Source organism: Streptococcus sp. ELY_125 (genome assembly GCF_058314535.1).
Map to the genome: position 1 here is coordinate 37932 of NZ_JBZFUM010000013.1, position 23119 is coordinate 61050.

The window sequence follows — 23119 nt, forward strand, 5'->3', positions numbered from 1 at the left end:
TCTATAAAGAGAAGAGAATTTAAACAATTCATGGGTTGAACGCAGGATTTTGAACTTTTTCAGCCATTCCCTTATCTACTTTTATAGTCGGTCCTTTTTAAATGATAAATAAAGCTTACCACAAATAGGTAAGCCATTAATAGTCTCAACTTTTTCTTATCTCTCCATCTCTAAGGCATAACTGACTGCACTCAAAGCGTATAGCGGGGCAGTTTCAGTCCGCATGATACGAGGACCAAGTCCAATCTTGATTCCACCTAGTTCTTCAAAGGCTGCAATTTCTGAAGGAGAAATGCCGCCTTCAGGACCAAAGATAAAGAGCAAATTCATACCTGCTTCAAGATTAGACAGCTCTCGCGCTAAAGCTGACAGTTTTCCTTGTTTAGCTGTTTCTTCATAAGCGATGAAGATCTTATCAAAAGCTGCGAATTGATCTAGAAAATCAGCCTTTTTTTCAAACAATTTGACTTCTGGTACACGATTGCGTTTAGATTGCTCGGCAGCTCCTAGGGCAATCTTATTTAATTTTTCCTCTTTTTTGGCTAATTTCCTACCATCCCATTTAACAACTGACCAGTCAGCAGGGTAAGCCCAGATGCAGTTAGCTCCAAGTTCTGTAGCCTTTTGTGTCACGAGATCCAGTTTATCCCCTTTGGGAAAACCAGAGGCTATCGTTACATGGATGGGTAATTCTACATTGTCCGCGAGTTCTTCTACCAACTCGAGCTGATGAATAGAGCTATCCACTACCCTAGCCAAGTGTTTCACACCATCTTCAAAAACCAAGACAAGCTCGTCACCATCCGCCAAACGCATTACCTGAAACATGTGCTTGATGGTCCCCTTATCTGTGATAGTAACAGGATTTATCGCTGATCCTTTTATAAAATACTGCTGCATCTAGCCTCCAATTACACCTGAGATTGCATTTGTTTTCTTGAATACCAAAGCATTCCACTCACCTTGGATTATCTGAGTTTCTAGGAAAAAGCCTGCGCTGTAGGCCGCTTCCAAAACTACCTCTAATTTATCCGTAATAATACCAGACATGATGAGATAGCCTTCATCCTCTAGCAGGCGGTAGGCATCATCAGTTAGGTGGACCAGGATATCCGCCAAGATATTGGCTACTACGACATTCGCTCGTTTTTCAACGCCTCGCAACAAATCACCTTCTCTTACACGAATATTTTCAGTCCCTGGATTGAGATTAATATTCTCCTGAGCCACGCGCACCGCTACATCGTCCAAATCATAGGCGTAAATCTCTTTAGCACCAAGGAGTGAGCTGGCAATAGAAAGGACACCAGAACCCGTTCCCACATCTAACACTGTTTCACCTCCCCGCAGAACTTGTTCTAAGGCGTAAAGGCTCATCTTAGTTGTTGGGTGGGTTCCTGTTCCAAAGGCCATCCCTGGATCCAGCTTGATGATTTTTTCATCAGCACGAGCATTATAGTCTGTCCAGCTAGGGACAATGGTTAAGTCACGGGTGATACGAGCTGGTTCGTAGTACTGTTTCCAGTTCTCTGCCCAGTCCTCTTCAGCTAGTTCCTGAGTGAAGAGCTCTACCTGACCTGTCTCTAGACCAAAGTCAGCAAGCTCTGCCAAACGCTGACTGACCTCTTTTTCGATGTCTGCCATATTGACAGTTTCGGGATAATAGGCCGTAATTTTGACAGTTTCAACCTGCTCAACCTCCGGAAATAGTTCACCATACTTACCGATCGGACCGAGATAGTCTGCACTGTCATCAATCGCTACTCCTTGGCTGCCTGATTCAACCAAAATATTGGAAGCTGCTTCTTCTGCTTCACGTTTGACTGTTATGGTTAGTTCTTGCCAGTTATTCATAAGCTAAAATACTACTCCTTTTTTCTATCTATTAGTATCTCGGATAAGGATAAAATTCCTTTTCTTTTAACTCTGCTCTGCCTTTTTCAAAAGCTATATCATCCCAGGCAATAGCAAATTCCTCTGCATCTTCATCGGCTAAAAAATCCATGAGACTACTAAGTCCGTCTGTTGCAGTATCATTGAGGAAGTCTGCAAAATAGGCAACAAACTCACGTGATAAGCCCTTTTTAGGCTCATAGGGAATGCTCACCAAGTAATCTTGCGCATCAAACTGTGATTTAGCTGGATTGTAAAAGAGAACATAGTCTTCAAAGACGATGTCTTCGCTGCTTTCTTCTCCCTTGTCATCAACTGTTGTAACACCAGCCGTATTCTGTGCCTCAAGCACAAAAGTTACTTCGATCGCATGATTCTTCTTATCCCAGTCCATGGCAAAGTCAAAATCAAAGCGCTTTTCCAACTCCTCCTCTAAAACTGATAAAAATCCATACTTAGCCATCAGCTGCTCCCTTTTTGCATTTTTTCCTATTATATCATTTTACAGAGAAGAAAAACGTCTATCGTTTGCATCTTTACATAGCGTTTTTATATGAAGTTGTTCTAAGTGCTTTTATGTTACAATAAAGTTAGTAAGGTCAAGGAGGGAGTCATGCCAGAAAATCTTGCACTTCGTATGCGTCCGACGAATATTGATCAGATTATCGGTCAGAACCACTTAGTTGGTGAAGGTAAGATCATCCGCCGGATGGTCGAAGCCAACATGTTGTCGTCCATGATTCTCTATGGTCCGCCTGGGATCGGCAAAACCTCGATTGCCAGCGCCATTGCAGGAACCAGTCAATATGCTTTTCGTACTTTTAACGCAACTACTGATACTAAAAAGCGCCTGCAGGAAATCGCTGAGGAGGCTAAATTTTCTGGTGGGCTTGTGCTCATGTTGGATGAGATTCACCGCCTAGACAAGACCAAACAGGATTTTCTTTTGCCTCTGTTAGAAAATGGGAATATTACTATGATTGGGGCAACTACGGAGAATCCCTTTTTCTCAGTGACACCAGCCATTCGCAGCAGGGTACAGATTTTTGAGCTAGAACCCTTGTCTAATAAGGATATCAAAGAAGCTATAGACTGGGCTATTTCTGATAAAGAGCGAGGCTTTGACTTTGAGATTCTGCTGGATGATGACGCCAGAAATTTTATCGCTACAGCGACTAACGGGGATCTACGTTCCGCTTTTAATTCTTTGGAACTGGCTGTCATGTCTACTCAGCCCGATGAGGTGGGAAAGCGCCACATCACTCTAGATACAGTTGAAAATAGTCTGCAGCGATCTTATATTACCATGGACAAAGATGGAGACGGCCACTATGATACCTTATCAGCCCTACAGAAGTCTATCCGTGGTTCTGACGTCGATGCCAGCCTCCACTATGCAGCTCGTTTGGTTGAAGCGGGCGATCTCCCCAGTCTGGCTCGGCGATTGATTGTCATTGCTTATGAGGATATCGGTCTGGCTAATCCTGAGGCTCAGGTTCATACTGTCACAGCCTTAGACGCTGCTCAAAAAATCGGTTTCCCTGAAGCCCGTATCTTAATTGCCAATATTGTCATTGACCTAGCACTCTCGCCCAAGTCCAACTCAGCTTACACGGCTATGGATGCCGCCTTAGCTGATTTACGGAAATCTGGCAATCTTCCGATTCCCCGTCATTTACGTGATGGACATTATGCTGGTAGTAAAGAATTAGGTAATGCTCAAGACTATCTTTATCCCCATGCTTACCCGGAAAAATGGGTTAAGCAGCAGTATTTACCTGATAAACTTTTGGGTGTTAATTATTTTCAAGCCAATGAGACGGGCAAATATGAACGGGCTCTTAGGGCAAATAAGGAAAGAATTGATAAACTTTCTGAGTAAACCGCCTAAATTTCATAAAAACTCGTGTTTACCTCTTGAAAAAATTTTCAAAAATGGTATTATAAGATCATAAAACTGCTGTGGTATACGAGTCCACATCACTGTGTTGACCGACTAAATCTTTGTATTTTGGGAAACATAAGTCTTTTTACAGTATGCAAGCCGTTTCACGCGGAAGCAGCTAAGTAAAAGCGAGTTGCCCACCTGCTTTATCTTGCGGGTTCAATACAAAACGTGGACCACCGGTACCAATACAGCTCTTCTCCTTCCTTAGCTCAGTTGGTAGAGCAGCGGACTCTTAATCCGTGGGTCGTAGGTTCGAGCCCTACAGGGAGGATAAACTTAAGGAGTAAAAGCCTATGTTTAATAGGTCTTTTTATTTGCTAGGAGTTTATGATGGGAAGAAAAAGATTATTTTTACTGCTGTGCCTCTTAGCAGCCTGTGCTGTTTTAGCAGCCTGTAGTTCTAAGAGACAGACCAACACTGACAAGTCAGTATCAACCTCCAATTCTGCTCAAAGTATAAATGACGGAAAAATCGGTGGCAAGAAAAATTTTAGCAGCAAGCGTCATCCAGAGGATTTACCAGAAGATGCGGGCTCTGCTAAGACAGATAAGATTTATGCCACTGACGGTAGTGAGATTTACTATGAGTCTTATGAATCAGGCTTTTCAGCCTCTACTCCAGAGTATAAGGGGTATACTAATGACAATGTCAAGGATATTTTAGGCGAACCTAATCGAACCATTACAAATAGATCTGATATGTCTTTAATATTACAAAAAGAGGAACAAGAACGCATTGTCAGTTTATTTAAGTCAGATAAAATTTCGCGTGAAGAGGCAAGGGCATTCTACGCTGCTGCAACTGATTATTCTCTCGATGATCTGAGTCATTATTATATTTATGAGTATAGTGATAAGAATATCATTCTCCTCTTTGCTAAGGGAAGTAATAAGCTGTCTTATATGACCCCAGATCCTGACTACGCTTATTGGCGTTAACCTAAGGCTGGGTGCTCGTCCAGTCTCTTTGTTTTGGAATAAACTCTTAACGCAGTTGTTGGGATAAAACTAAGCTGGCTAGGTCGGTCAATTTAGTTTTATCCCCAACATCCAAAGTCTGGGAAGGGATCGCTTCAGTTCATCATCTAAAAACTAGGACGTGGGATCAACCAAAATTTTCAATTTTTGGTTGATCCCACTCTTTTTTACTATCTTTTTTCTGAAAGTTCTCTCGCGATTTTCTGAATTTTTGGTATAATAAGGGCTAAATAAGAAAGGAATGGAGACACTTATGACTGCACAAAAGATGAGCGCACAAGAAATTATTGCCTACATTGGTAATGCTGAAAAAAAGACTAATGTTAAGGTGACTTTTGAGGGAGATTTGTCTGGGACTATTCCTGCCCAAGTAACCAAATTAGGAAATGTGCTCTTTGGCGATTGGCAGGCTATTGAGCCTTTACTTGTCAATCTGACTGAAAACAAAGATTATGTCGTTGAACAAGATGGCCGTAATTCTGCAGTCCCTCTGTTGGATAAACGCCATGTCAATGCTCGTATTGAACCCGGGGCTATTATCCGTGATCAAGTTACTATTGAGGATAACGCTGTTGTCATGATGGGGGCTGTCATTAACATTGGCGCTGAAATCGGAGCTGGTACGATGATTGATATGGGAGCTATTCTAGGTGGTCGTGCTACCGTTGGTAAAAACAGCCATATTGGAGCTGGTGCAGTTCTAGCTGGTGTGATTGAGCCTGCCAGTGCTGAGCCTGTTCGTATAGGCGACAATGTACTTGTCGGTGCCAATGCAGTCGTTATCGAGGGAGTTCAAGTTGGTAATGGTTCTGTTATTGCAGCTGGTGCTATTGTGACTCAAGATGTTCCAGAGAATGTTGTTGTTGCTGGTGTTCCTGCTCGTGTCATCAAAAAAATTGATGAGAAGACACAGCAAAAGACTGCCCTAGAAGACGCCTTGCGTAATCTCTAATTTCAATCAGCTTTATATCAGAGTGAGACGGGGTAATCAGCTGGAAAGCCACTCATTGTCTCACTCTATTTTATTAGGAGAAAAAGATAAATGACTTTAGACCTCATTAAAATTCGCCGTGACCTCCACCAAATTCCTGAAATTGGTCTGGACGAGTATGAAACACAAGCCTATCTCTTGGCTCGTATTGCTGAAATCAGCGCAGGTAAAGACTTTGTTTCCCAGCGAACTTGGCGGACTGGTGTTTTGGTTTTTCTGCAGGGGTGTAGCCCTGAAAAAACGGTCGGCTGGCGGACAGATATCGATGGTTTGCCTGTTCAGGAAGATACTGGTCTCGATTTTGCTAGCAAACACAAAGGACGGATGCATGCTTGCGGCCATGACATTCATATGACGACCGCACTTGGTCTACTTGATGCGCTTGTGCAGGTACAGCCTAAGCACAATGTTCTCTTCCTATTCCAGCCTGCAGAAGAAAATTTTGCTGGTGGTAAACTGATGTATGACGAGGATGCTTTTGGCGATTGGAAGCCCGATGAATTTTATGGTCTTCATGTCCGACCTGATTTGAAAGTCGGTGATATCGCTACGAATACTAGCACTTTATTTGCGGGGACCTGTGAAACCTTAGTAACCTTCAAGGGAACCGGCGGTCATGCTGCATTCCCCCATGAAGCTAATGATGCCTTGGTTGCTGCTGCTCACTTTATCACTCAAGTTCAGACTATTGTCAGTCGTAATGTAGATCCTATTGAAGGGGCTGTTGTAACCTTTGGATCCATGCATGCTGGAACTACCAACAATGTCATTGCAGAAGAGGCTAAACTCCATGGTACTATTCGTACCTTGACTCAGGAGATGAATCTTTTAACCCAAAAGCGGCTGAAAGAAATTGCTCAAGGAGTAGCTGCAGCTTTTAACTTAAAAGTGGAAGTCGAATTGATTCAGGGAGGCTATCTACCAGTCGAAAATGACCCCGAACTTGCTAAAGATTTAATGCGTTTCTTTGACCAGAAAACAGAGGCCAATCTTATTGATATCTTGCCAGCTATGACTGGAGAAGACTTCGGTTACCTCTTGCATAAAATTCCAGGTGCTATGTTCTGGTTGGGTATCGATTCGGCAGCTCCGCTCCACAGTCCTAAGATGAATCCCAAGGAAGAAGTTCTGGCTTTTGCTGTTAATACTATCTCTAAATTTTTGTTCTATCGTGCACATGTTCAGTAAAAAGGTAAAGACCTGCATTCTTCGGCAGGTCTTTAGTATTATTTTGTTCAAATGAGTATTCCCTAAGGCTGGTTTAGCCAAAAAATGGTAAGATACTAGTATGTTAAAATCTGAATTGCGCCGTAGCGTCCTTCTCTCTCTTAGGCAGCAGGACCGTGTTAAAAAAGCAGAAATAGACTCTTTTTTGTACCGAAAATTAATTAAAACACAAGAGTACCAAAAAGCACAAATCATTGCGACCTACTTGCCCTTTGACTTTGAATACGATACTCGTTTTCTGATTAGTCGGGCACAAGAAGACCGTAAAACCGTTTTAATCCCCAAAACCTACCCTAATAGTCGTATGATCTTTACGGAATACAACCCTAACAGCCTTAAAAAGACACATTTTGGGCTACTTGAACCCATTAATGGAGAAGCTATTGATAAAGAGCATATCGATCTTATCCATGTCCCAGGGGTAGCCTTTAATCCTCAAGGCTACCGTATTGGCTACGGTGCCGGTTTCTATGATCGCTATTTGAAGGATTTTCAAGGAGCAACTATTAGTACTATTTACCCTTGTCAAGAGGCAAACTTTTTGCCCGATAAACATGATATTCCTGTTAGAAAGGTATTAACCTATGCTAAAAGATTTTAAAAAATACCCTGCCACTTATATTTTACTTTCTGTCACAGTTTTAATTTTCCTAGCTATGAACATTATCTATTTTGGTAGGGCTACATCAAGCGCAGCTATCTATCGCTTTGGTGGTATGTATGGACAAGTTGTTCAGTATGATAACCGACAACTTTGGCGCCTAGTATCTCCTATTTTTGTTCACATTGGTTGGGAACACCTCATTATCAATGGTATTTCTTTATACTTTGTTGGTCGTATTGCCGAAGAACTTTGGGGAACAGTCAAATTTTTTATCCTTTATCTACTAGCAGGTATCATGGGAAATATAGCAACCCTCTTTTTCACCCCAGACGTACTAGCAGCAGGGGCTTCTACTTCACTCTTTGGTCTATTTGCAGCTATTGTCACTATCAGCTATATTGGCAGTAATGCTGTTCTCAAGCAGATTGGTAATCAGTTTCTCATCTTAATAGCCCTCAATTTGGTCTTCAATATTATGGATCTACTGTCTGGTCATCCAAGTATCAGTTTCGTCGGTCATCTAGGCGGAGCTTGGGGGGGCGCTCTGGTGGCGCTCTGGTTGCCTATGAACCGCTTTAAGTCTAATATCCCTAAGGGACTTAAGCTGTTGGCTCTATTTGCCTATTTATTTTTCGCATTTGGTATGCTTGGCTTGGCACTCTCGTAATTGTTTTTTCTATTCACTAAAGGGAAATTTGTCTATGAAATTTTTAATTCCACCGGCTAAAGAACTGCAGTCCAATTTCACATCAGCCCCGCATCAACTCCCACCTGTTAGCCTCCCTATTCTTGAGGTACTAGCTCAAGCGAGTGTTCCTGAGCTTGAAAAGATTTACGGTGTTAAAACTCAATCCGCTCAAATTGAAGCACAACGTATTGCTGATCTGGAGCAAGGAACGGCATCTGGTTATCCCGCTTTAGAACTGTTCAATGGGCTTATGTATCGTAATATTGACAGAAACTTGACAGAAGCGCAACGACTCTTTACAAAAAAGCACGTCTACATTACTTCTGCTTTTTATGGTATTATTAGTGCTTTGGATCTCATTGCACCATATCGATTGGATTTCCAGTGTAAAGTTAAAATTGACACACAATCTCTTAAAAACTACTGGCGACCTATCTTTGATAATTTTTGCTCTGAGACTGATGAGATAATTGTTTCCTTGCTTTCTAATGAATTTGAGGCAGTCTTTTCACCAAGCTGTGCCAAAAATTTTATTAGAGTTACTTTTCATGAGGAACAGAACGGTCAGCTAAAAACACATTCAACGATTTCTAAAAAGGCTCGCGGCCGCTTTTTAAGTCAGGTTATCAAAAAACAAATTCAAGCGCTAGAGGATATTAAGAACCTTAGGGTTGATGGATTTGATTATCGATCTGATCTCTCTAATGAACAAAATCTTATATTTGTAAAACCTAATACATTTAAATAAACAAAACAAAAGCATAAAACTCAAAATAAAGTTTTATGCTTAACGTTTCCTTGTACGGTATTAGTCTCTTATATCCTTTATTTGATAGTGAAGCAATTGTACATGACTACTCTCAGGCGGGGCTAATATAATTTACCTAAGGTAATCTATATGAGATTGTCACGACTAACTTGCTCATAGGTTGCCTGCCCATCATTGAGTTTATCCCAAATTACAACCTCTTTCTTGGCTAGAGATTTTTTGACATCAATGATCCGCTGGTTAGAAGAGCCCCTGAATTGCAGCATCAGATTTTTCTTAGTGATATCAAAGCGACCATCTACTAAAATATCGACCAAATGTAATAATTCAAGTTTATCAGGTGTTTCTAGCATAAGCTCTTCCCAAGTGTAACCTGTCCATGACCAAATGTCCTTTTGGGGCAGCTCTTGGCGAATACGCTTAACTAAGGGTAAAAGAATACCTGTATTTAGGAAGGGTTCCCCGCCCAGCAGGGTCAGCCCTTGGACATAGGGCTGAGATAAATCAGCCATTATTTGCTCTTCCAATTCTTGAGTATAGGGGATACCAGCCTTGAAAGACCAAGTAGCTGCATTATAGCAGCCCTCACAATGAAACATGCAACCGCTGACATAGAGGGAATTACGTACGCCTTCTCCGTCAACAAAATTGAAGGCTTTATAATCAATGATACGTCCTTGGCTAAGCTCCTCTGATTTCCACTCCTGTGGTTTGGGATTATTCATCTTTTTTCTCCACTTCTATCCAATAGCGTTCAATTCCGCCTCTAATATCTTCTAGTTTTCCTCCATTAGCCAGCACAACTGCACGGCTAGCGGGATTGTTATCGTGACAGGTCACTAAAACTTGCTGTATATTTTTGACTTGACAGATATGTAAAGCCTTTGTCAACATAGTTTTTGCTATTCCCTTGTTACGCTGACTTGGTCTAACCCAATAACCAATATGACCACCTGCCTGACGTAAATAATCGTTAAGACGCAGGCGTAAATTGAGAAAACCAAGAGCTAAGCCATTATTTTCAGCAAAGGCTACAAATTGGATCGACGGAACCCACCCCTCAGGTAGGTTTAAGCCTAATTCCGCATCTTGATTCTGTAATAGCCAGTCTTCATAGTCAAAGTTTTCTGACGGTGCCGACCAAAAGCTGCTATCATGCGAACTGCCTTCTCTTTCAAATTCTTCTATCATATCCAGAATATTTGCTTTATCTCCTAACGACGGACGACGCAATTCCATAACCTTCTCCTTTTTTGTTTGGTAAGAAAGAGTCTGAGACAAAAGTCCAGACTCTTTAGTATTGTTCTAGATTTACGCAGTGATTGGCTTTCTGTAACTGGACATTTCTAGTTTTTAAGTGCCCCTTAAACAAGAAAGAAGCAGAGATCTGAGCCTTAAAATGGGAGAGTGAAGAAAATCAGAATTGTGATTTTATCACGATTTACTGATTGAGTCCCTCTCTCCTTTTTATATTATCTATTCTTTCCAATCCTAGTTTGTTTTAAGAGCTCTCGAACACGCGCTTTTTGATCATTTTGAATATACATTGACTGCTTTTCGTGATAGCGGTTAACTTGTGCCTTTCCCTTATCATCCAATTGATACTTTCCCATCCTACTACCTCTTATCTAACCAATATATTGTATTAATCGTTATTGACTATTTGCAGCCAATCCCTTCTCATGCAAATAATATCGAACCAATTCATCAACAATTTCGTCAGGATGATGTCGGCGAATGTGGTTGCGAGCATTATTGTGACGAGGAACATAGGCTGGGTCTCCGCTGAGAATATAACCGACAATCTGGTTAACAGGATCATAACCAATCTCACTTAAAGACTGAGATACTGTTATTAAATCATTGACCAACTCATTAGAGTCCTCATCTAAGTTAAAGAGAACTGTATCACCCACAAAATTTTTCTCTTCTGACATCCTTTCTCCTTCCGCTAAATTTTATCTCATTCTTTCCCAGGATTTTTTATAGTTGAACCATTCATATGCTTAACACGGGCTGAAATTTCCTTATGGCGCCCATTAACCATAGGACGTGCTTGAGGGTTGCCAAGATAACCACAAGTCCGTTTGACAACATCAACCGTTTTAGGGTCTGTATTTCCACAGTTGGGACACATAAAGCCACGTTCAGTCGGCGTAAAATCTCCCTCAAATCCGCATTCATAACATTTGTCAATCGGAGTATTAGTTCCTAGATAACCGACCTTATCATATGCGTAGTCCCACACAGCCTCAAGGGCCTTAGGATTTTGTTGCAAGACAGGATATTCACAATAGTGGATAAATCCACCACTAGCCCCTAGTTCAGGGTAATCCTTTTCAAAATCTAATTTTTCAAATGGTGTCGGATTCTTACGCACATCATAGTGGAAGGAGTTGGTGTAGTACTCCTTGTCCGTAATGTCCTTAACCTTGCCAAACTTCTCCGTATCTAAACGACAGAATCGGTCAGTTAGGCTCTCAGATGGTGTTGAATAGATAGAAAAATGGTAGTCATATTCATCTGACCAAGCTTCAACCATTTTCTTCATCTGGCGGATGATATCTTTTGTAAATCCCTTAGCCTCTGGATTGTTTTCCCATTCACCGCCATAGAAGACAGTAGCAACTTCGTAAAGACCAATATAGCCTAGAGAAACTGTTGCCCGACGATGTCTAAAGAGCGTATCAACATTGCCTGTTTTTGGCAGACGCTTACCAAAAGCCCCATATTGATAGAGGATAGGAGCATTAGCGGGACTAGCTTCCTTTACGCGTTCAACGCGATAGACTAGGGCATCCTTAGCAATTTGCATGCGTTCAGCAAAAAGTGACCAAAACTTCTCCTTATCACCATCGGATTCCATAGCGATACGTGGTAAATTAACTGTTACCACCCCAAGATTCATCCGTCCAGAGTTTACTTCCTGACCATTTTCATTTCTCCATCCCTGAAGGAAAGAGCGACATCCCATTGGTGCTTTAAAGGAACCCGTCAAATCAATAATCTTATCATAGGATAAAACATCTGGGTACATACGCTTGGTTGCACATTCTAAGGCTAACTGTTTTATATCGTAATTTGGAGTATTAGGCTCTAAATTAAGTCCACGCTTGAGCGTAAAAATTAATTTAGGGAAAATGGCTGTTCGGTGTTCACTTCCTAAACCCTTAATTCGGATCTCTAAGATGGCCTTTTGAATTTCCCGTTCAAACCACGATGTTCCCAAACCAAAACCCAAAGAGGTAAAAGGAGTCTGTCCATTCGAGGTAAAGAGTGTGTTAATCTCATACTCCAAAGACTGCATGGCATCATAGATGTCCTTTTTTGTTTTGGCACGCGCATAATCTTCCCACTTATCCTCAGCAACCCACTTTTTAGCATCAGCCAAGTGCTTTTGATAATTAAGTTCAGCGTAAGGGGCTAAAAATTCATCAATCCGATCAGCTGTACAACCGCCATATTGACTGGAAGTCACATTGGCAATAATTTGGGAGATCTGGGCAGTTGCTGTCTGAATTGATTTGGGACTTTCAACATCAGCATTACCAATTTTAAAGCCGTTAGCCAGCATCCCCTTAAAGTCAATCAGACAGCAGTTCGTCATAGGCGTGTAGGGGCTATAATCCAAATCGTGGAAATGGATATCTCCCTTTTGGTGAGCGTTAGCAACATGAGGTGGCAGCATTTTCAAGCCAATCGATTTCCCCACAATACCGGCGGTCAAATCACGCTGAGTATTAAAAACGTCACTGTCTTTATTAGCATTTTCATTGACCACAGTTTGATCTTTGTTAAGCAAGCGATCAATGGTGAAGTTGATGTCTGTCGCTTGTGAACGGGCGAAATCTCGTTTAGTACGGTAATTAATATATTCCTGCGCAATAGCATATTCATTAGCATTGAGCAATTCATGTTCAACGATACTTTGGATCTCATAAATTTTGACATCGGCTGTAAAACGATCGGCGATTTCTGCTACGATACGATCAGTAATACCCTTTAATTTCGTTTCCATCAAGGGAGACAGCTCTGAAACTTCTTGACTTGCCCGTAGTAAGGCCTGATAAATTTTATCACTGTCAAACTTTGTTCGACGGCCATCGCGTTTGATAACTGTAATTTCTGGATTTGTGATAACGAAGTTTTTTTCTAATGTGATCATTTTTCCACCTCGGTCTCCATTATAGCACAAGGCCAAAAAAAATCAATATGTTGTGGTGAGTTTTTTATTAAACCACAACATATTGATTTTGATAGCTGAAATTATTTTTTTTGATAAATCGTGAAATGACTGGCATCATCTAAGGATTTCTTATCGTAAGCCCCCTTAAGATTATGTAACACTTCTGACGGTAACTTTTCATCATTGTTAACAATAATATACTCAGCGCTGTCTTGAATCAGGTCATCGCTCAGTTTTTGGCTGTTGGCAGCATTAGCTATATTAACAGACGGTAGCGGAAATTGTGAAACCGACTGGCGAGCTGTCCCCAAATAAATTTTTGACGAGTGATCCCAGACATAGATCTGAGAGTCCTCACTTGTATTTTCCCTAAGATAATTAGCAATGCTACTGCGTTCGCGATTGAGTCCCAGGGAGGCGATTCCTAAGAAGATTGGTATACCTATCCCTACCACTATGACTAAGATGGGGAGCTGAAAATGCTTCCGAGCGAAGACCGCCCAGTAATTATCCTTGACCTCACGGCTGCGTTTACGCCGGTGGGCAGCATGGCTAGCCCGCCCCTCTTTTTTCCCATTTTCCATACCATCGTTAATTACCAAGGCTGTCAAAATCAGTCCAAAGGGTAGAGGTAACAGAAGTTGATAAAGGTAATAACTTTGTGAAAAAACTCCCATTAATAGAGTTAAAACTAGGGTAAGAAAAATAAGCCATTTAGGTATTTTGAATTTTGTTTCCTGGCTGCGGTGCCCAAAGAAACCAAACAGTCCCAAGAGTAGACCAGAAGCTGCTGCTATTAAAATTTGGTAGGGAAGGGTAATGAGCAAGGATTCCTTAGCAATAGCAAAGACAGTAAAATTATAGGTGAGGGCCTGATTGATATAATCCTCTAAATTTCCCATATTAAAGACAAAGTAGCCAACCGTATAATAAACCACAATAGCACCAAAAATCATGCACAAAAGCTGATAAAAGCCTCTGGCAAAGTGACGTTGGCTAAAATTATAGAGACCGATAGCTACGAAAGACAGGATCCAGAAGATGAGACTACGGGGTTCCAACAAGGCAGCGAGGGTCCCAAAAAATCCATAAATCACAAAGGCCTCATCATTGATATAGCCTGTAAAATACTTAGTCAAAAACCATAAAGCATTCAAGATGAAAGGGAAGGCCCATTGGATAGGGTAAAGATTGCCAAAACCGAATCCGAGATTGAGTAGATAAAAGACAAGGGTAAAGGTCATACCCATCCCAGACTTATCAGTCAAGAAACTAATAATTTTATAGAGGTAAATTCCTGACATATAAAAAGCCAAAAATTCTACCAACATCAACCACAGGCTAGATCCTAAAAGATAGCTGAGCGCAATAATTCCGTAAAAAAGGAAACCACCTGTCGCAAAAATATCTTGATAAGGAACATGTCCTTGGCTCATGATCTGTCCTGTATATAGGTTAGTGGTTTGGGCAGCATTCCCAAAGTCTGTCAGTAGAGGGTTGGCCACCGAGGTCAGAGCTAAAACCAAACTAAACAGAAGAATATAAAATCTGTGTGAGCCGTCTACCTCAACTTTATGAAAGGATGATTCTTCATGCGGTGTTTTTTCCTCAACTCCCTCGGACTCACTCTTCCTGCGGCTGTATGTTGGAAGTTCTTCATCTTGTCTATAATCTGCCATCCGTTCTCCTCATTAAAATGATAAAGCTGATACGCTTGGTTTGTTAGATTTTTCTGTTTACATTATCCTCTCTAGTATATCAGAATTTAGTCTTTAGTCAATTTTCTAAGGATTATGCTATAGGTCAGAATCTCCTTGAAGCGGTGATGGGAACGTCTTAGGTAGCTCTCTAAAAATTCCTGTTCTTCGGGTGATAAATTTTCTTTCTTCATAAATAGAATCCTCTATCTATTTATTCGAAAAAGTCAAAGATATCTCTTATTAGGCTACATTAGAGTTTAGTTTAGCAAGACCCAAATAAAAAGAGCTGGAATGATGAAACCTGCTCCTCTACATTCTATTCTTCATCTAAAAAGCTGTTAAAGACTTCTTCTATCATGTCCCACTCAGCATTAGAGTCTTCCGGTATTGGCTGTAAATCTCCTTCTGTACCATCCTCATTCTCCGTGAACGAGTAAGCCTGAATTTCGATTTCTCCGTTATCGTCTTCCTGAGCGCCAGCTGGCACCAGCAATACATAGTTTTTGCCAAATTCTTCACGACCGTCAATAGTCAAAAGAATTTCAAATAAGGTCTCGTTTCCTTGCTCATCAACAAGGGTAATCACTTCATGATCATGGTTGTGTTCGTGTGCCATAATTCTTCTCTCCTCTTTATATAACTCCAAAAGTCCAGCTATTCCCAAATCAGAACTTGTATTGAAATGGCTTAACTTCAGAGATAACTTGCTAAAATAAACGATCTAAATAATTTTGCAAAATCAGCTGAGCGGCTAACTTATCAATAACTTTCTTACGCTTACCGCGGCTAACATCAGCCTGCTCTACCAACATACGCTCAGCTTGGACAGTCGTCAGTCGTTCGTCCTGATAATCAACAGGCAACTGAAAGAGCTCGGAGATTTTTTCCCCATAATTTCGGCTAGCTTCCACACGTGGGCCGCTAGTATTGTTCATATTTTTAGGCAAGCCGACAACAAATTTCTCGACCCTATATTCCTTAATCAACTCACCTAAACGTTCAAAGCCAAATTCTTCTCTCTCTTCGTTTATCTGAATAATCTCAAGGCCTTGGGCTGTAAAACCAAGTGGATCACTAATCGCGACACCAACCGTTTTCGAGCCTACATCTAGTCCCATTATCCTCATTAAACGTCGATTCCATTTCCTTTAAGATAAAAGCGAACGAGCTCCTCGACAATTTCATCACGTTCATATTTGCGAATCTTATTACGAGCGTCATTATAACGAGGCACATAGGCAGGATCCCCACTTAATACGTAGCCAACGATTTGGTTAATCGGATTGTATCCTTTATCATTAAGTGAGCGATAGACAGCGGTCAAGGTATCACTAATTTCCTGCTTATTTCCATCATCTAAATTGAAACGAACGGTTTCATCTGTAAATCCCATACTTGCACCTTCTTTCTGAATGCCAACAACTTCCTGTTATTATACCTTATTTTCCTTATCTTTTCAATGAAAAGTCACTCTTTAAGCAGGGTCTACCTTGGTAGCACCGCGCTGGGCTAAATACAAGATGTACTCCAATGGTGTATTCTCTTTTGTTACATCAAGAAAGAAGCCCACATCGTCGAGAGAGTCACTATCAATACTTTTCATATCGATATTAATATTAGCTTTTAGCTCATAATTATTTGTAATATCCAAGTTTACTGTTACACCTTTGGTATTTTTTAACTCTTGGATCGTGCTAGTTTTCTCCCATTCAGGAAGCACAGCACCCTTGACCTCATTCATATCCCTTCCTTGAGCCGCTTGCTTGATGTCTTCAGGCATAGGTTGTAAAACAGTGATCTTGATAGCTTTATACTCATCCCCATCATAATCAACAGTTTCAGTAACTGTTAGTTGTCCATCACTATCTGACACTTTAAACTGCATAGCCTTGGTTCCAGAAACTTTTTTTACCTTCTGAGAAGCTGAGCTCTTTTTAGCTGTCTTACCAATTGTATCAGAGTTCGAAGATGATTTCTCAGTAAGACTGTTTGAGCAGGCCGCCAAGCTTAAAACCAAAACTAGGGCTGTTAATGTCATATAAATTTTTCTTTTCATTTTTTCTCCTTATCTAAAGCACTAACATTAGTATTATAGCGTACTTTAAGGCAAAAAAGAAGGGCGATTGCCCTCCTTTTCGATATTTTATTACAAGACAGCCCGCATGCGCGCCTGATTATTTTCAACCTCACGAATAGCACGCGGCAAGAAGGCGCGTATATCATCCTCCTTGTAACCAACTTGCAAACGCTTATCGTCAATTAAAATCGGACTTTTCAAAATACGTGGATTTTCTTGAATCAAATCAACCACCTGACTAAGGCTTAGCTCATCGATATCAAAATCGAGCGCTCTAGCATAGCGATTTTTAGATGAGACAATACTCTCAACTCCATCTTCCGTCTTGGACAAGATATTGAGAATTTCCTCTTTTGTTAATCCCTCTTTTCCGAGATTTTGTTCCTTGTATGGTAATTGGTGGTTATTTAACCAAGTTTTTGCTTTTTTACAGCTAGTACAGCTAGAAATTGTATAAATCTTAATCATGTCACTTCTCTCTTTCTATCACATGATAGTTACATTCTAGCACAGATATCCTAAACTGAACATAGGTCTTGCGACCTATTTTCAAATTGTCAACTAAAAAACTTCATTTTTTAATATTTTAAGCATTTGTTAAGGCGTTCGTCATATTTCAAGATATAATAGCACATAAAAGAAGCTGACCAATAAAAGCCAGCTTCTTGTTCCAATTACTTAATTCTTAAACATTATTCTTCGATTTCAATCGTATCTAGATCTAAGGATAGGTCCTCTGACTGATCTTTAGCCTCTTCCTGTTGAGGGGAGGCGGCAGTTTCTGCTTCGTCAGTATCGATCAGACCATATTTAATGCGGACCTGGCGGTCAATTTCCTCAAAAATTTCTGGATTATCTGCCAGATATTTTTTAGCATTTTCTGAACCTTGGCCAATCTTTTCACCATTATAAGAGTACCAAGCGCCAGATTTCTGGATGATATCCATATCCGTAGCAATCTTAACTAACTCGCCGGTTCGAGAAATCCCTTCGCCATACATAATTTCAACTTCCGCAACTTTGAATGGTGGGGCAACCTTATTTTTAACTACCTTAATCTTCGTTTCTTTACCAATACTGCTGTCCTTTTGTTCACCTGTTCCTTTAATTTGTGTATTACCGCGAACATCTAAACGGACAGAAGAGTAGAATTTGAGGGCACGGCCACCTGGTGTGGTTTCTGGATTACCAAACATGACACCGACTTTCTCACGGAGTTGGTTGATAAAGATGGCAATGGTTTTAGTCTTATTGATAGAAGCCGATAGCTTGCGCATAGCCTGACTCATCATACGAGCTTGCAGACCAACGTGGCTGTCACCGATATCACCATCAATTTCTGCACGCGGTACCAAGGCTGCGACAGAGTCTACTACAACCAAATCAACGGCCCCAGAATCAATCAGCTTACCTGCAATCTCTAAACCTTGTTCGCCAGAATCGGGCTGGGATAAGAGCAACTCATCGATATTAACTCCCAGAGCCGCGGCATAGCTGGGATCAAGGGCATGCTCAGCATCGATAAAAGCGGCAATTCCACCTTCTTTTTGAGCCTGAGCCACAGCATGAAGAGCTACGGTTGTCTTACCTGAGGATTCAGGACCATAGATTTCAATGATACGGCCTTTAGGATAACCGCCCGCTCCTAGGGCAATATCCAAGGCTAGGCTGCCAGAACTCATTACTTGAACCTTTTGCTCTGCTCGCTCACCTAGCTTCATAATCGCGCCTTTACCAAAATCTTTTTCAATATTTTTTAAGGCATCGTCTAAGGCCTTTTTGCGCTCATCACCGAATTTTTTAGTAACTTCTTCTGATTTCTTTGTTTTTTTCGCCAATTCTTTTCTCCTATTTTTCTAGTTAGCATTAGTTATTATACTAAATTTCCATCATTTAATAAAGCGTTTCGTACAAGATTAAAAGCGTGTAAAACTGCGATCTCGCGGACATCTGAGCGAGAGCGACCGCTGATTTTTAACTGACGCGATATAATTCCTTGTTGAGTAGATAAGCCGATAAAAACAGTACCCGCTGGATGGCCTTCTAGGCTGTCAGGACCTGCGACCCCAGTCAAAGAAACAGCAATATCTGCACCTGTTTGCCGACGAGCTCCCTGTGCCATCTGCTCAGCCGTAAAGGCGCTGACAACACCATGGGTTCGCAATTCAGATAAGGATAAGTCCAACATTCTAGCCTTTTCTTCTATACTATAGGTGATAAAACCACCATTGAAAACACTAGAGACCCCCGAAAATTCTGCTAAGGTCGATTGGAAGAGACCCGCGGTCAGGCTTTCAGCCGCTGTAATTGTCTTCCCCTTAGACCTGAGCAATTCAAAAACGACTTCAGGGAGTGAATTATCATCTCCATAGCCGTAAAAGTAGCTGGAAAGGGAGCGATTTTCCAAAGAGGTTGCCTTCAACAGCTGGCTTTCGAGAGCTTCTAGCTTTTGATCAGCTTCAGATTGTGTTTTAGCTTTGGTAGACAGACGAAGTGTAACTTCACCTGTTTTAGCATAGGGAGCTAGGGTAGGGTCCGTTTGATTTTTGATGAAATCATCAAGGACTGTAACCAGTTGACTCTCTCCAATACCAAAAAATCGGAGTACACGCGAAAAAAGCTGCTGGTGATCTTTATTGAGCAAGGGGATAAGCTGTTCCTGCACCATAGGCTTAAGCTCGCTCGGCGGGCCAGGTAGAACAATATATGTGGCTGCTTCCGCTTCTAACATCCCTCCTACAGCTAGGCCTGTCCTATTTTGCAAGGGATAGGATCCTTCAATAATCTGGGCCTGCCGCTCATTATTGGACGTCTGCAAAACTGCAGGGCGGGCAGCAAAAAAAGTATTAATCTTTTGTTTCGCTGTTTCATCAAAAATTAGGTCTCGCTTAAGAAATTTGGCTAAGGTTTGTTTGGTTAAATCATCTTCAGTAGGCCCCAGGCCGCCGCAAAGCACAACCATATCGTTGCGCTGGCTGGCCAAATCAATAACTGATAAAAGTCGCTCTTCATTATCACCGACAGCTGTCTGAAAATAAACATCAATTCCCAACTCTGCAAATTTTTCCGATAAAAATTGAGCATTGGTGTTGACAATCTGACCCGTTAAAATCTCCGTTCCGACCGCAATAATTTCTGCTTTCATGATGTCACCCACTTATCTATTCGTAAATTCATTTTAATTTTAACAAAAAAAACAGACCAGCGGGCTCTTTTTTCACGGGTTTAAAAATAGGTGAATGATACAGGGAGTTTTCAATTGTCAGACGGGCTGCCGAAAACAGGAAATAGGTCAACAAATAACTCACTTTGTCAATCTAGCCATTATTATATTTCTCGATACCAGCGAGGCTACATGAAACTCTTTTCGCCTGTAAAGCAAGAAGAACCTCAGTCAGTACATTACTTTTGTAGTGATTCTATCAGGAGTTGCATAAAATATCACAACTTGTATTGATTGATTTTACAGTTAACTCTTGACTTTAGCCTTTGAAAACTGTATTATTTCCATATTACAAAATAGGAGATTTTATATGAGTTCATTAGAATTGCAAAATATTCATAAATCCTACTACCTTGGCAGAGAGGAATTCCCTGTCTTAAAAGGGATCAACCTTTCCTTTGATCAGGGAGATTTTATCAGCATATTAGGAGAATCTGGAGGGGGAAAAACCACCTTGATGAATATTATTGGAGGGCTGGATCGCAAATATTCTGGAGAGGTCCTGGTCAATGGCGAGCGTCAAAAGGACAAGCGCGAGAAAGCTATGGATGAGTATCGCCGTCAGACAATTGGCTTTATTTTTCAATCCTTCAATCTAGTGAATTACCTCAATGTTCTGGATAATGTTCTTACTAGCTTAAAAATGACAAAACTGTCTCATAAAGAACAGCTGGCACATGCTGAAAAACTTTTGAAGCAGGTTGGTCTTTACGAACATCGCAAGAAAAAGCCAGCTCAACTCTCTGGAGGACAAAAACAAAGAGTCGCTATCGCACGCGCGCTCGCCAGCAACCCTGAAATAATTATTGCTGATGAGCCGACAGGAGCTTTGGATAGCAAGAATACCAAGGAAGTTCTGGCTATTTTGCAAGATATTGCCAAGTCAGGAAAAACAGTTATCGTCGTCACCCACTCACAAGAAGTAGCTAATGCAGGGACACGTATTGTCTCGCTGACTGACGGACAGGTTACAGACGACCAACGCTTACGAGAGCCTTTTTCAACGCAGAAAGAGCAGGCAGAACTGGAGTCTAAAGCACTAACAAGAACTGCCAGCTGGAAGATGGCTTGGGCACATTTTAAAAATGCTTGGAAGCAAAATTTGATTATTACTATCGGAATGGCGATCGGACTTTTTTCAGTCATGTTCTTCCTCGGTTTAGGGAATGGAGCCAGAAATTACATGGATAGTTTTATCGGTGATATTGCTAATCCCAAGGCCTTCCAAGTAACGCTAAAGGACGTAGATGCTGCTACTAGTACAGGAGTGAGCGCGGCTGATAAGAAAAAAATAAGTAAGGTAGATCATGTTACAAAGACTGAGTACGGCTACTATGCCGCTACCTTCAGCCTATCTTATCAAGGTAAGACGGTACAATCTAACATCTTACAGAGCGCTAATGCTACTATCCCTGAAGAGACTCTTTCTAACAAAAAGATGCCTAAGGGGAATGAAATCGTCATTGATAAGGCTTATGCTAAGAAAAACATCAATAAAGATACTAAAAAAGCCATTGGTAAAACCGTTACTTTGAGCATCACAGCTCTAGGAGAGAACAAACAGCCCGTCACTATCACCAAGGATTATAAAGTAGTTGGTACCTCAGATCAAATGACTGTTGTCTCCTATCACAGTTTAAAAGAAGCAGCTGCTAAACAAAAGGCCCAACTCAATCCTAACTTTATAACAGCCAGCGTGGATGACCTCAATCATACTAAAGCTGCTCAAAATACAATCAAGGGGATGAAAAAAGATGGTAAAGCTCTTTACGGTATCACTGGCATCGGTGAGACCCTTGATTCTATCCGAGAAATCACCTACATTGTCGGTGTCGTCCTTGCTTTGATTGCCGGTATCTCACTTCTAGTTAGCATTCTCATGATTGTAGCGACAACTTATATGAGTGTGACTGAACGTACCAAGGAAATCGGTGTGCTGCGAGCTATGGGAGCTAGACGTAAGGACATTCGGCGACTCTTTGTTAATGAAAGCCTGCTTCTGGGACTCTCAGCTAATATTCTTGCTATTGTGACGGCACTCTTAATACAAACTTTGGTCAATAAACTCGTCTACTCAACTATTAAATTTGACATTATTCAGGTTTCTTTGACTACTACTATTGGAACCGTCAGCATCGGTTTGCTTATTGCTCTTATTGCTAGCTTGGCACCGTCGGGTAAGGCAGCTCGCCTCAACCCTATTGATGCACTTGCTTCAGAATAGAAAATGGGATAGAAATCAATAATTCGAAGAATTTGATTTCGTTGTCCCACCTCCGCACAGCTCCAAAGATCCGGTGGATCTTTGGAGGTTGGTGATAAGATGAACATCGTTCGTCACATTAGATAACCTCCAACAGTTCCCCAAACTGTGGGAGCTATCACTTGGGTGGTAGTTAAACAGTCCACTGGACTGTTTAAGGGGGCGCCTAAAGATAGGAAAGCACCCCAAGATAAGGATATCTGACTAACTACTGCGTCAAACTGTCATAATTCAAATAATTACGGAGGCAGGTCTTTTGTCCCAGTCCCTTTCTACGAGCTGAAAAAATGATGAACGAGTAGCAAGTCTGGTGAAGTGTTTTACCCCGATCCTTGAAATTAAAAAGCTAGGCGGGTAAACCTGCTTGATCTTAGGAGAGGCTGCAAAAAACAAACTGCACTATAAACTGTAGCCATAGACCTTATAAAAGCACCGCCTGAGCGGTGCTTCAGACCGAAGACAAACTTCTTTTTGGGAGTTTGTCTTTTTTTAAAAATTCTCTAGAAAAATATGGCCTGAGGTGACAATAACTAAGGTATTTACTTGAATTTGGTCAAAATAAAAAGGCCTTC

General features: G+C 41.2%; 24 protein-coding genes, 1 tRNA gene and 1 other RNA gene. 10 read left to right on the forward strand and 16 right to left on the reverse strand.

Translation table 11 applies throughout. The features are described 5' to 3' along the window. Window positions 1–156: 156 nt before the first annotated feature. The 3 genes from AC4HAL_RS06545 to AC4HAL_RS06555 are packed head-to-tail and all read right to left on the reverse strand — an operon-like array spanning window position 157 to window position 2356. Window positions 157–900: a 16S rRNA (uracil(1498)-N(3))-methyltransferase gene (locus tag AC4HAL_RS06545; RefSeq protein ID WP_491093516.1), complete on the reverse strand. Its 744-nt coding sequence runs from the start codon at window positions 898–900 to the stop codon at window positions 157–159. Continuing rightward, window positions 901–1854, reverse strand: coding sequence for a 50S ribosomal protein L11 methyltransferase (gene prmA / locus AC4HAL_RS06550; protein ID WP_491093517.1), 954 nt, complete (start codon window positions 1852–1854; stop codon window positions 901–903). Between the two features lie 31 nt (window positions 1855–1885). Further along, window positions 1886–2356: a DUF3013 family protein gene (locus AC4HAL_RS06555; RefSeq protein ID WP_491093518.1), complete on the reverse strand. Its 471-nt coding sequence runs from the start codon at window positions 2354–2356 to the stop codon at window positions 1886–1888. 150 nt (window positions 2357–2506) lie between these two features. Between AC4HAL_RS06555 and AC4HAL_RS06560 the strand changes: the two genes are divergently transcribed. From AC4HAL_RS06560 to yaaA, 9 genes are all read left to right on the forward strand, one after another. Next, entirely contained in the window at window positions 2507–3775 is a 1269-nt protein-coding gene (locus AC4HAL_RS06560; protein ID WP_491093519.1) for a replication-associated recombination protein A, read from the forward strand. Between the two features lie 72 nt (window positions 3776–3847). Beyond that, window positions 3848–4039, forward strand: a non-coding RNA gene (ssrS, locus tag AC4HAL_RS06565) — 6S RNA. Further along, window positions 4040–4112, forward strand: a tRNA-Lys gene (locus tag AC4HAL_RS06570). It abuts the RNA gene before it with no gap. 59 nt (window positions 4113–4171) lie between these two features. Further along, window positions 4172–4780, forward strand: a complete 609-nt coding sequence (locus AC4HAL_RS06575) for a DUF4947 domain-containing protein (RefSeq protein ID WP_491093520.1) — start codon at window positions 4172–4174, stop codon at window positions 4778–4780. Between the two features lie 292 nt (window positions 4781–5072). Continuing rightward, window positions 5073–5771 (forward strand): 2,3,4,5-tetrahydropyridine-2,6-dicarboxylate N-acetyltransferase, encoded by a 699-nt coding sequence (dapD, locus tag AC4HAL_RS06580; RefSeq protein WP_491093521.1) that lies wholly within the window; start codon window positions 5073–5075, stop codon window positions 5769–5771. Between the two features lie 90 nt (window positions 5772–5861). Beyond that, window positions 5862–6998, forward strand: coding sequence for an N-acetyldiaminopimelate deacetylase (locus AC4HAL_RS06585; protein WP_491093522.1), 1137 nt, complete (start codon window positions 5862–5864; stop codon window positions 6996–6998). A 100-nt stretch (window positions 6999–7098) separates the two neighbouring features. After that, window positions 7099–7638 (forward strand): 5-formyltetrahydrofolate cyclo-ligase, encoded by a 540-nt coding sequence (locus tag AC4HAL_RS06590; protein ID WP_491093523.1) that lies wholly within the window; start codon window positions 7099–7101, stop codon window positions 7636–7638. After that, a complete protein-coding gene (locus AC4HAL_RS06595) occupies window positions 7622–8308 on the forward strand; it encodes a rhomboid family intramembrane serine protease (RefSeq protein ID WP_491093524.1) in 687 nt (228 codons plus the stop codon). Before AC4HAL_RS06590 ends, AC4HAL_RS06595 begins: the two co-directional genes overlap by 17 nt. A 34-nt stretch (window positions 8309–8342) precedes the next feature. Continuing rightward, window positions 8343–9077: a peroxide stress protein YaaA gene (gene yaaA, locus AC4HAL_RS06600; RefSeq protein WP_491093525.1), complete on the forward strand. Its 735-nt coding sequence runs from the start codon at window positions 8343–8345 to the stop codon at window positions 9075–9077. A 146-nt stretch (window positions 9078–9223) separates the two neighbouring features. Here yaaA and nrdG read toward each other — a convergent pair whose 3' ends face one another. From nrdG to AC4HAL_RS06665, 13 genes are all read right to left on the reverse strand, one after another. Further along, complete coding sequence (gene nrdG, locus AC4HAL_RS06605; protein ID WP_491093526.1) at window positions 9224–9823, reverse strand: anaerobic ribonucleoside-triphosphate reductase activating protein; 600 nt, start codon at window positions 9821–9823, stop codon at window positions 9224–9226. Next, the gene (locus tag AC4HAL_RS06610; protein ID WP_491093527.1) at window positions 9816–10337 is read right to left on the reverse strand and encodes a GNAT family N-acetyltransferase; all 522 of its coding nucleotides are present in this window, start codon (window positions 10335–10337) and stop codon (window positions 9816–9818) included. Before AC4HAL_RS06610 ends, nrdG begins: the two co-directional genes overlap by 8 nt. A 233-nt stretch (window positions 10338–10570) precedes the next feature. Next, window positions 10571–10711 carry a hypothetical protein gene (locus AC4HAL_RS06615; protein WP_491093528.1) on the reverse strand — a complete coding sequence of 47 codons (141 nt, stop codon included), beginning with the start codon at window positions 10709–10711 and terminating at the stop codon, window positions 10571–10573. Window positions 10712–10750: 39 nt separating this feature from the next. Continuing rightward, a complete protein-coding gene (locus AC4HAL_RS06620; RefSeq protein ID WP_447452580.1) occupies window positions 10751–11035 on the reverse strand; it encodes an IreB family regulatory phosphoprotein in 285 nt (94 codons plus the stop codon). 26 nt (window positions 11036–11061) lie between these two features. Next, window positions 11062–13263: an anaerobic ribonucleoside-triphosphate reductase gene (gene nrdD, locus AC4HAL_RS06625; RefSeq protein ID WP_491093529.1), complete on the reverse strand. Its 2202-nt coding sequence runs from the start codon at window positions 13261–13263 to the stop codon at window positions 11062–11064. A gap of 101 nt (window positions 13264–13364) precedes the next feature. After that, window positions 13365–14963, reverse strand: a complete 1599-nt coding sequence (locus AC4HAL_RS06630) for a DUF2079 domain-containing protein (protein WP_491093530.1) — start codon at window positions 14961–14963, stop codon at window positions 13365–13367. Window positions 14964–15300: 337 nt separating this feature from the next. Next, window positions 15301–15600 carry a DUF1292 domain-containing protein gene (locus AC4HAL_RS06635; RefSeq protein ID WP_447452584.1) on the reverse strand — a complete coding sequence of 100 codons (300 nt, stop codon included), beginning with the start codon at window positions 15598–15600 and terminating at the stop codon, window positions 15301–15303. 91 nt (window positions 15601–15691) lie between these two features. Next, entirely contained in the window at window positions 15692–16111 is a 420-nt protein-coding gene (ruvX, locus tag AC4HAL_RS06640) for a Holliday junction resolvase RuvX (RefSeq protein ID WP_447452585.1), read from the reverse strand. Beyond that, window positions 16111–16377 carry an IreB family regulatory phosphoprotein gene (locus AC4HAL_RS06645; protein ID WP_447452586.1) on the reverse strand — a complete coding sequence of 89 codons (267 nt, stop codon included), beginning with the start codon at window positions 16375–16377 and terminating at the stop codon, window positions 16111–16113. The genes ruvX and AC4HAL_RS06645 overlap by 1 nt, the downstream gene beginning before the upstream one ends. A gap of 81 nt (window positions 16378–16458) precedes the next feature. Beyond that, window positions 16459–17040: an SP0191 family lipoprotein gene (locus AC4HAL_RS06650; RefSeq protein WP_491093531.1), complete on the reverse strand. Its 582-nt coding sequence runs from the start codon at window positions 17038–17040 to the stop codon at window positions 16459–16461. Between the two features lie 90 nt (window positions 17041–17130). After that, window positions 17131–17529 carry a transcriptional regulator Spx gene (gene spx, locus AC4HAL_RS06655; RefSeq protein ID WP_447452588.1) on the reverse strand — a complete coding sequence of 133 codons (399 nt, stop codon included), beginning with the start codon at window positions 17527–17529 and terminating at the stop codon, window positions 17131–17133. A 224-nt stretch (window positions 17530–17753) separates the two neighbouring features. Continuing rightward, window positions 17754–18899 carry a recombinase RecA gene (gene recA, locus AC4HAL_RS06660; protein WP_447452589.1) on the reverse strand — a complete coding sequence of 382 codons (1146 nt, stop codon included), beginning with the start codon at window positions 18897–18899 and terminating at the stop codon, window positions 17754–17756. Between the two features lie 35 nt (window positions 18900–18934). Continuing rightward, complete coding sequence (locus tag AC4HAL_RS06665) at window positions 18935–20206, reverse strand: competence/damage-inducible protein A (protein ID WP_491093532.1); 1272 nt, start codon at window positions 20204–20206, stop codon at window positions 18935–18937. A gap of 388 nt (window positions 20207–20594) precedes the next feature. On the opposite strand from AC4HAL_RS06665, the gene AC4HAL_RS06670 reads away from it, so the two are divergent. Continuing rightward, window positions 20595–22508: an ABC transporter ATP-binding protein/permease gene (locus AC4HAL_RS06670; RefSeq protein ID WP_491093533.1), complete on the forward strand. Its 1914-nt coding sequence runs from the start codon at window positions 20595–20597 to the stop codon at window positions 22506–22508. Window positions 22509–23119 lie beyond the last annotated feature (611 nt).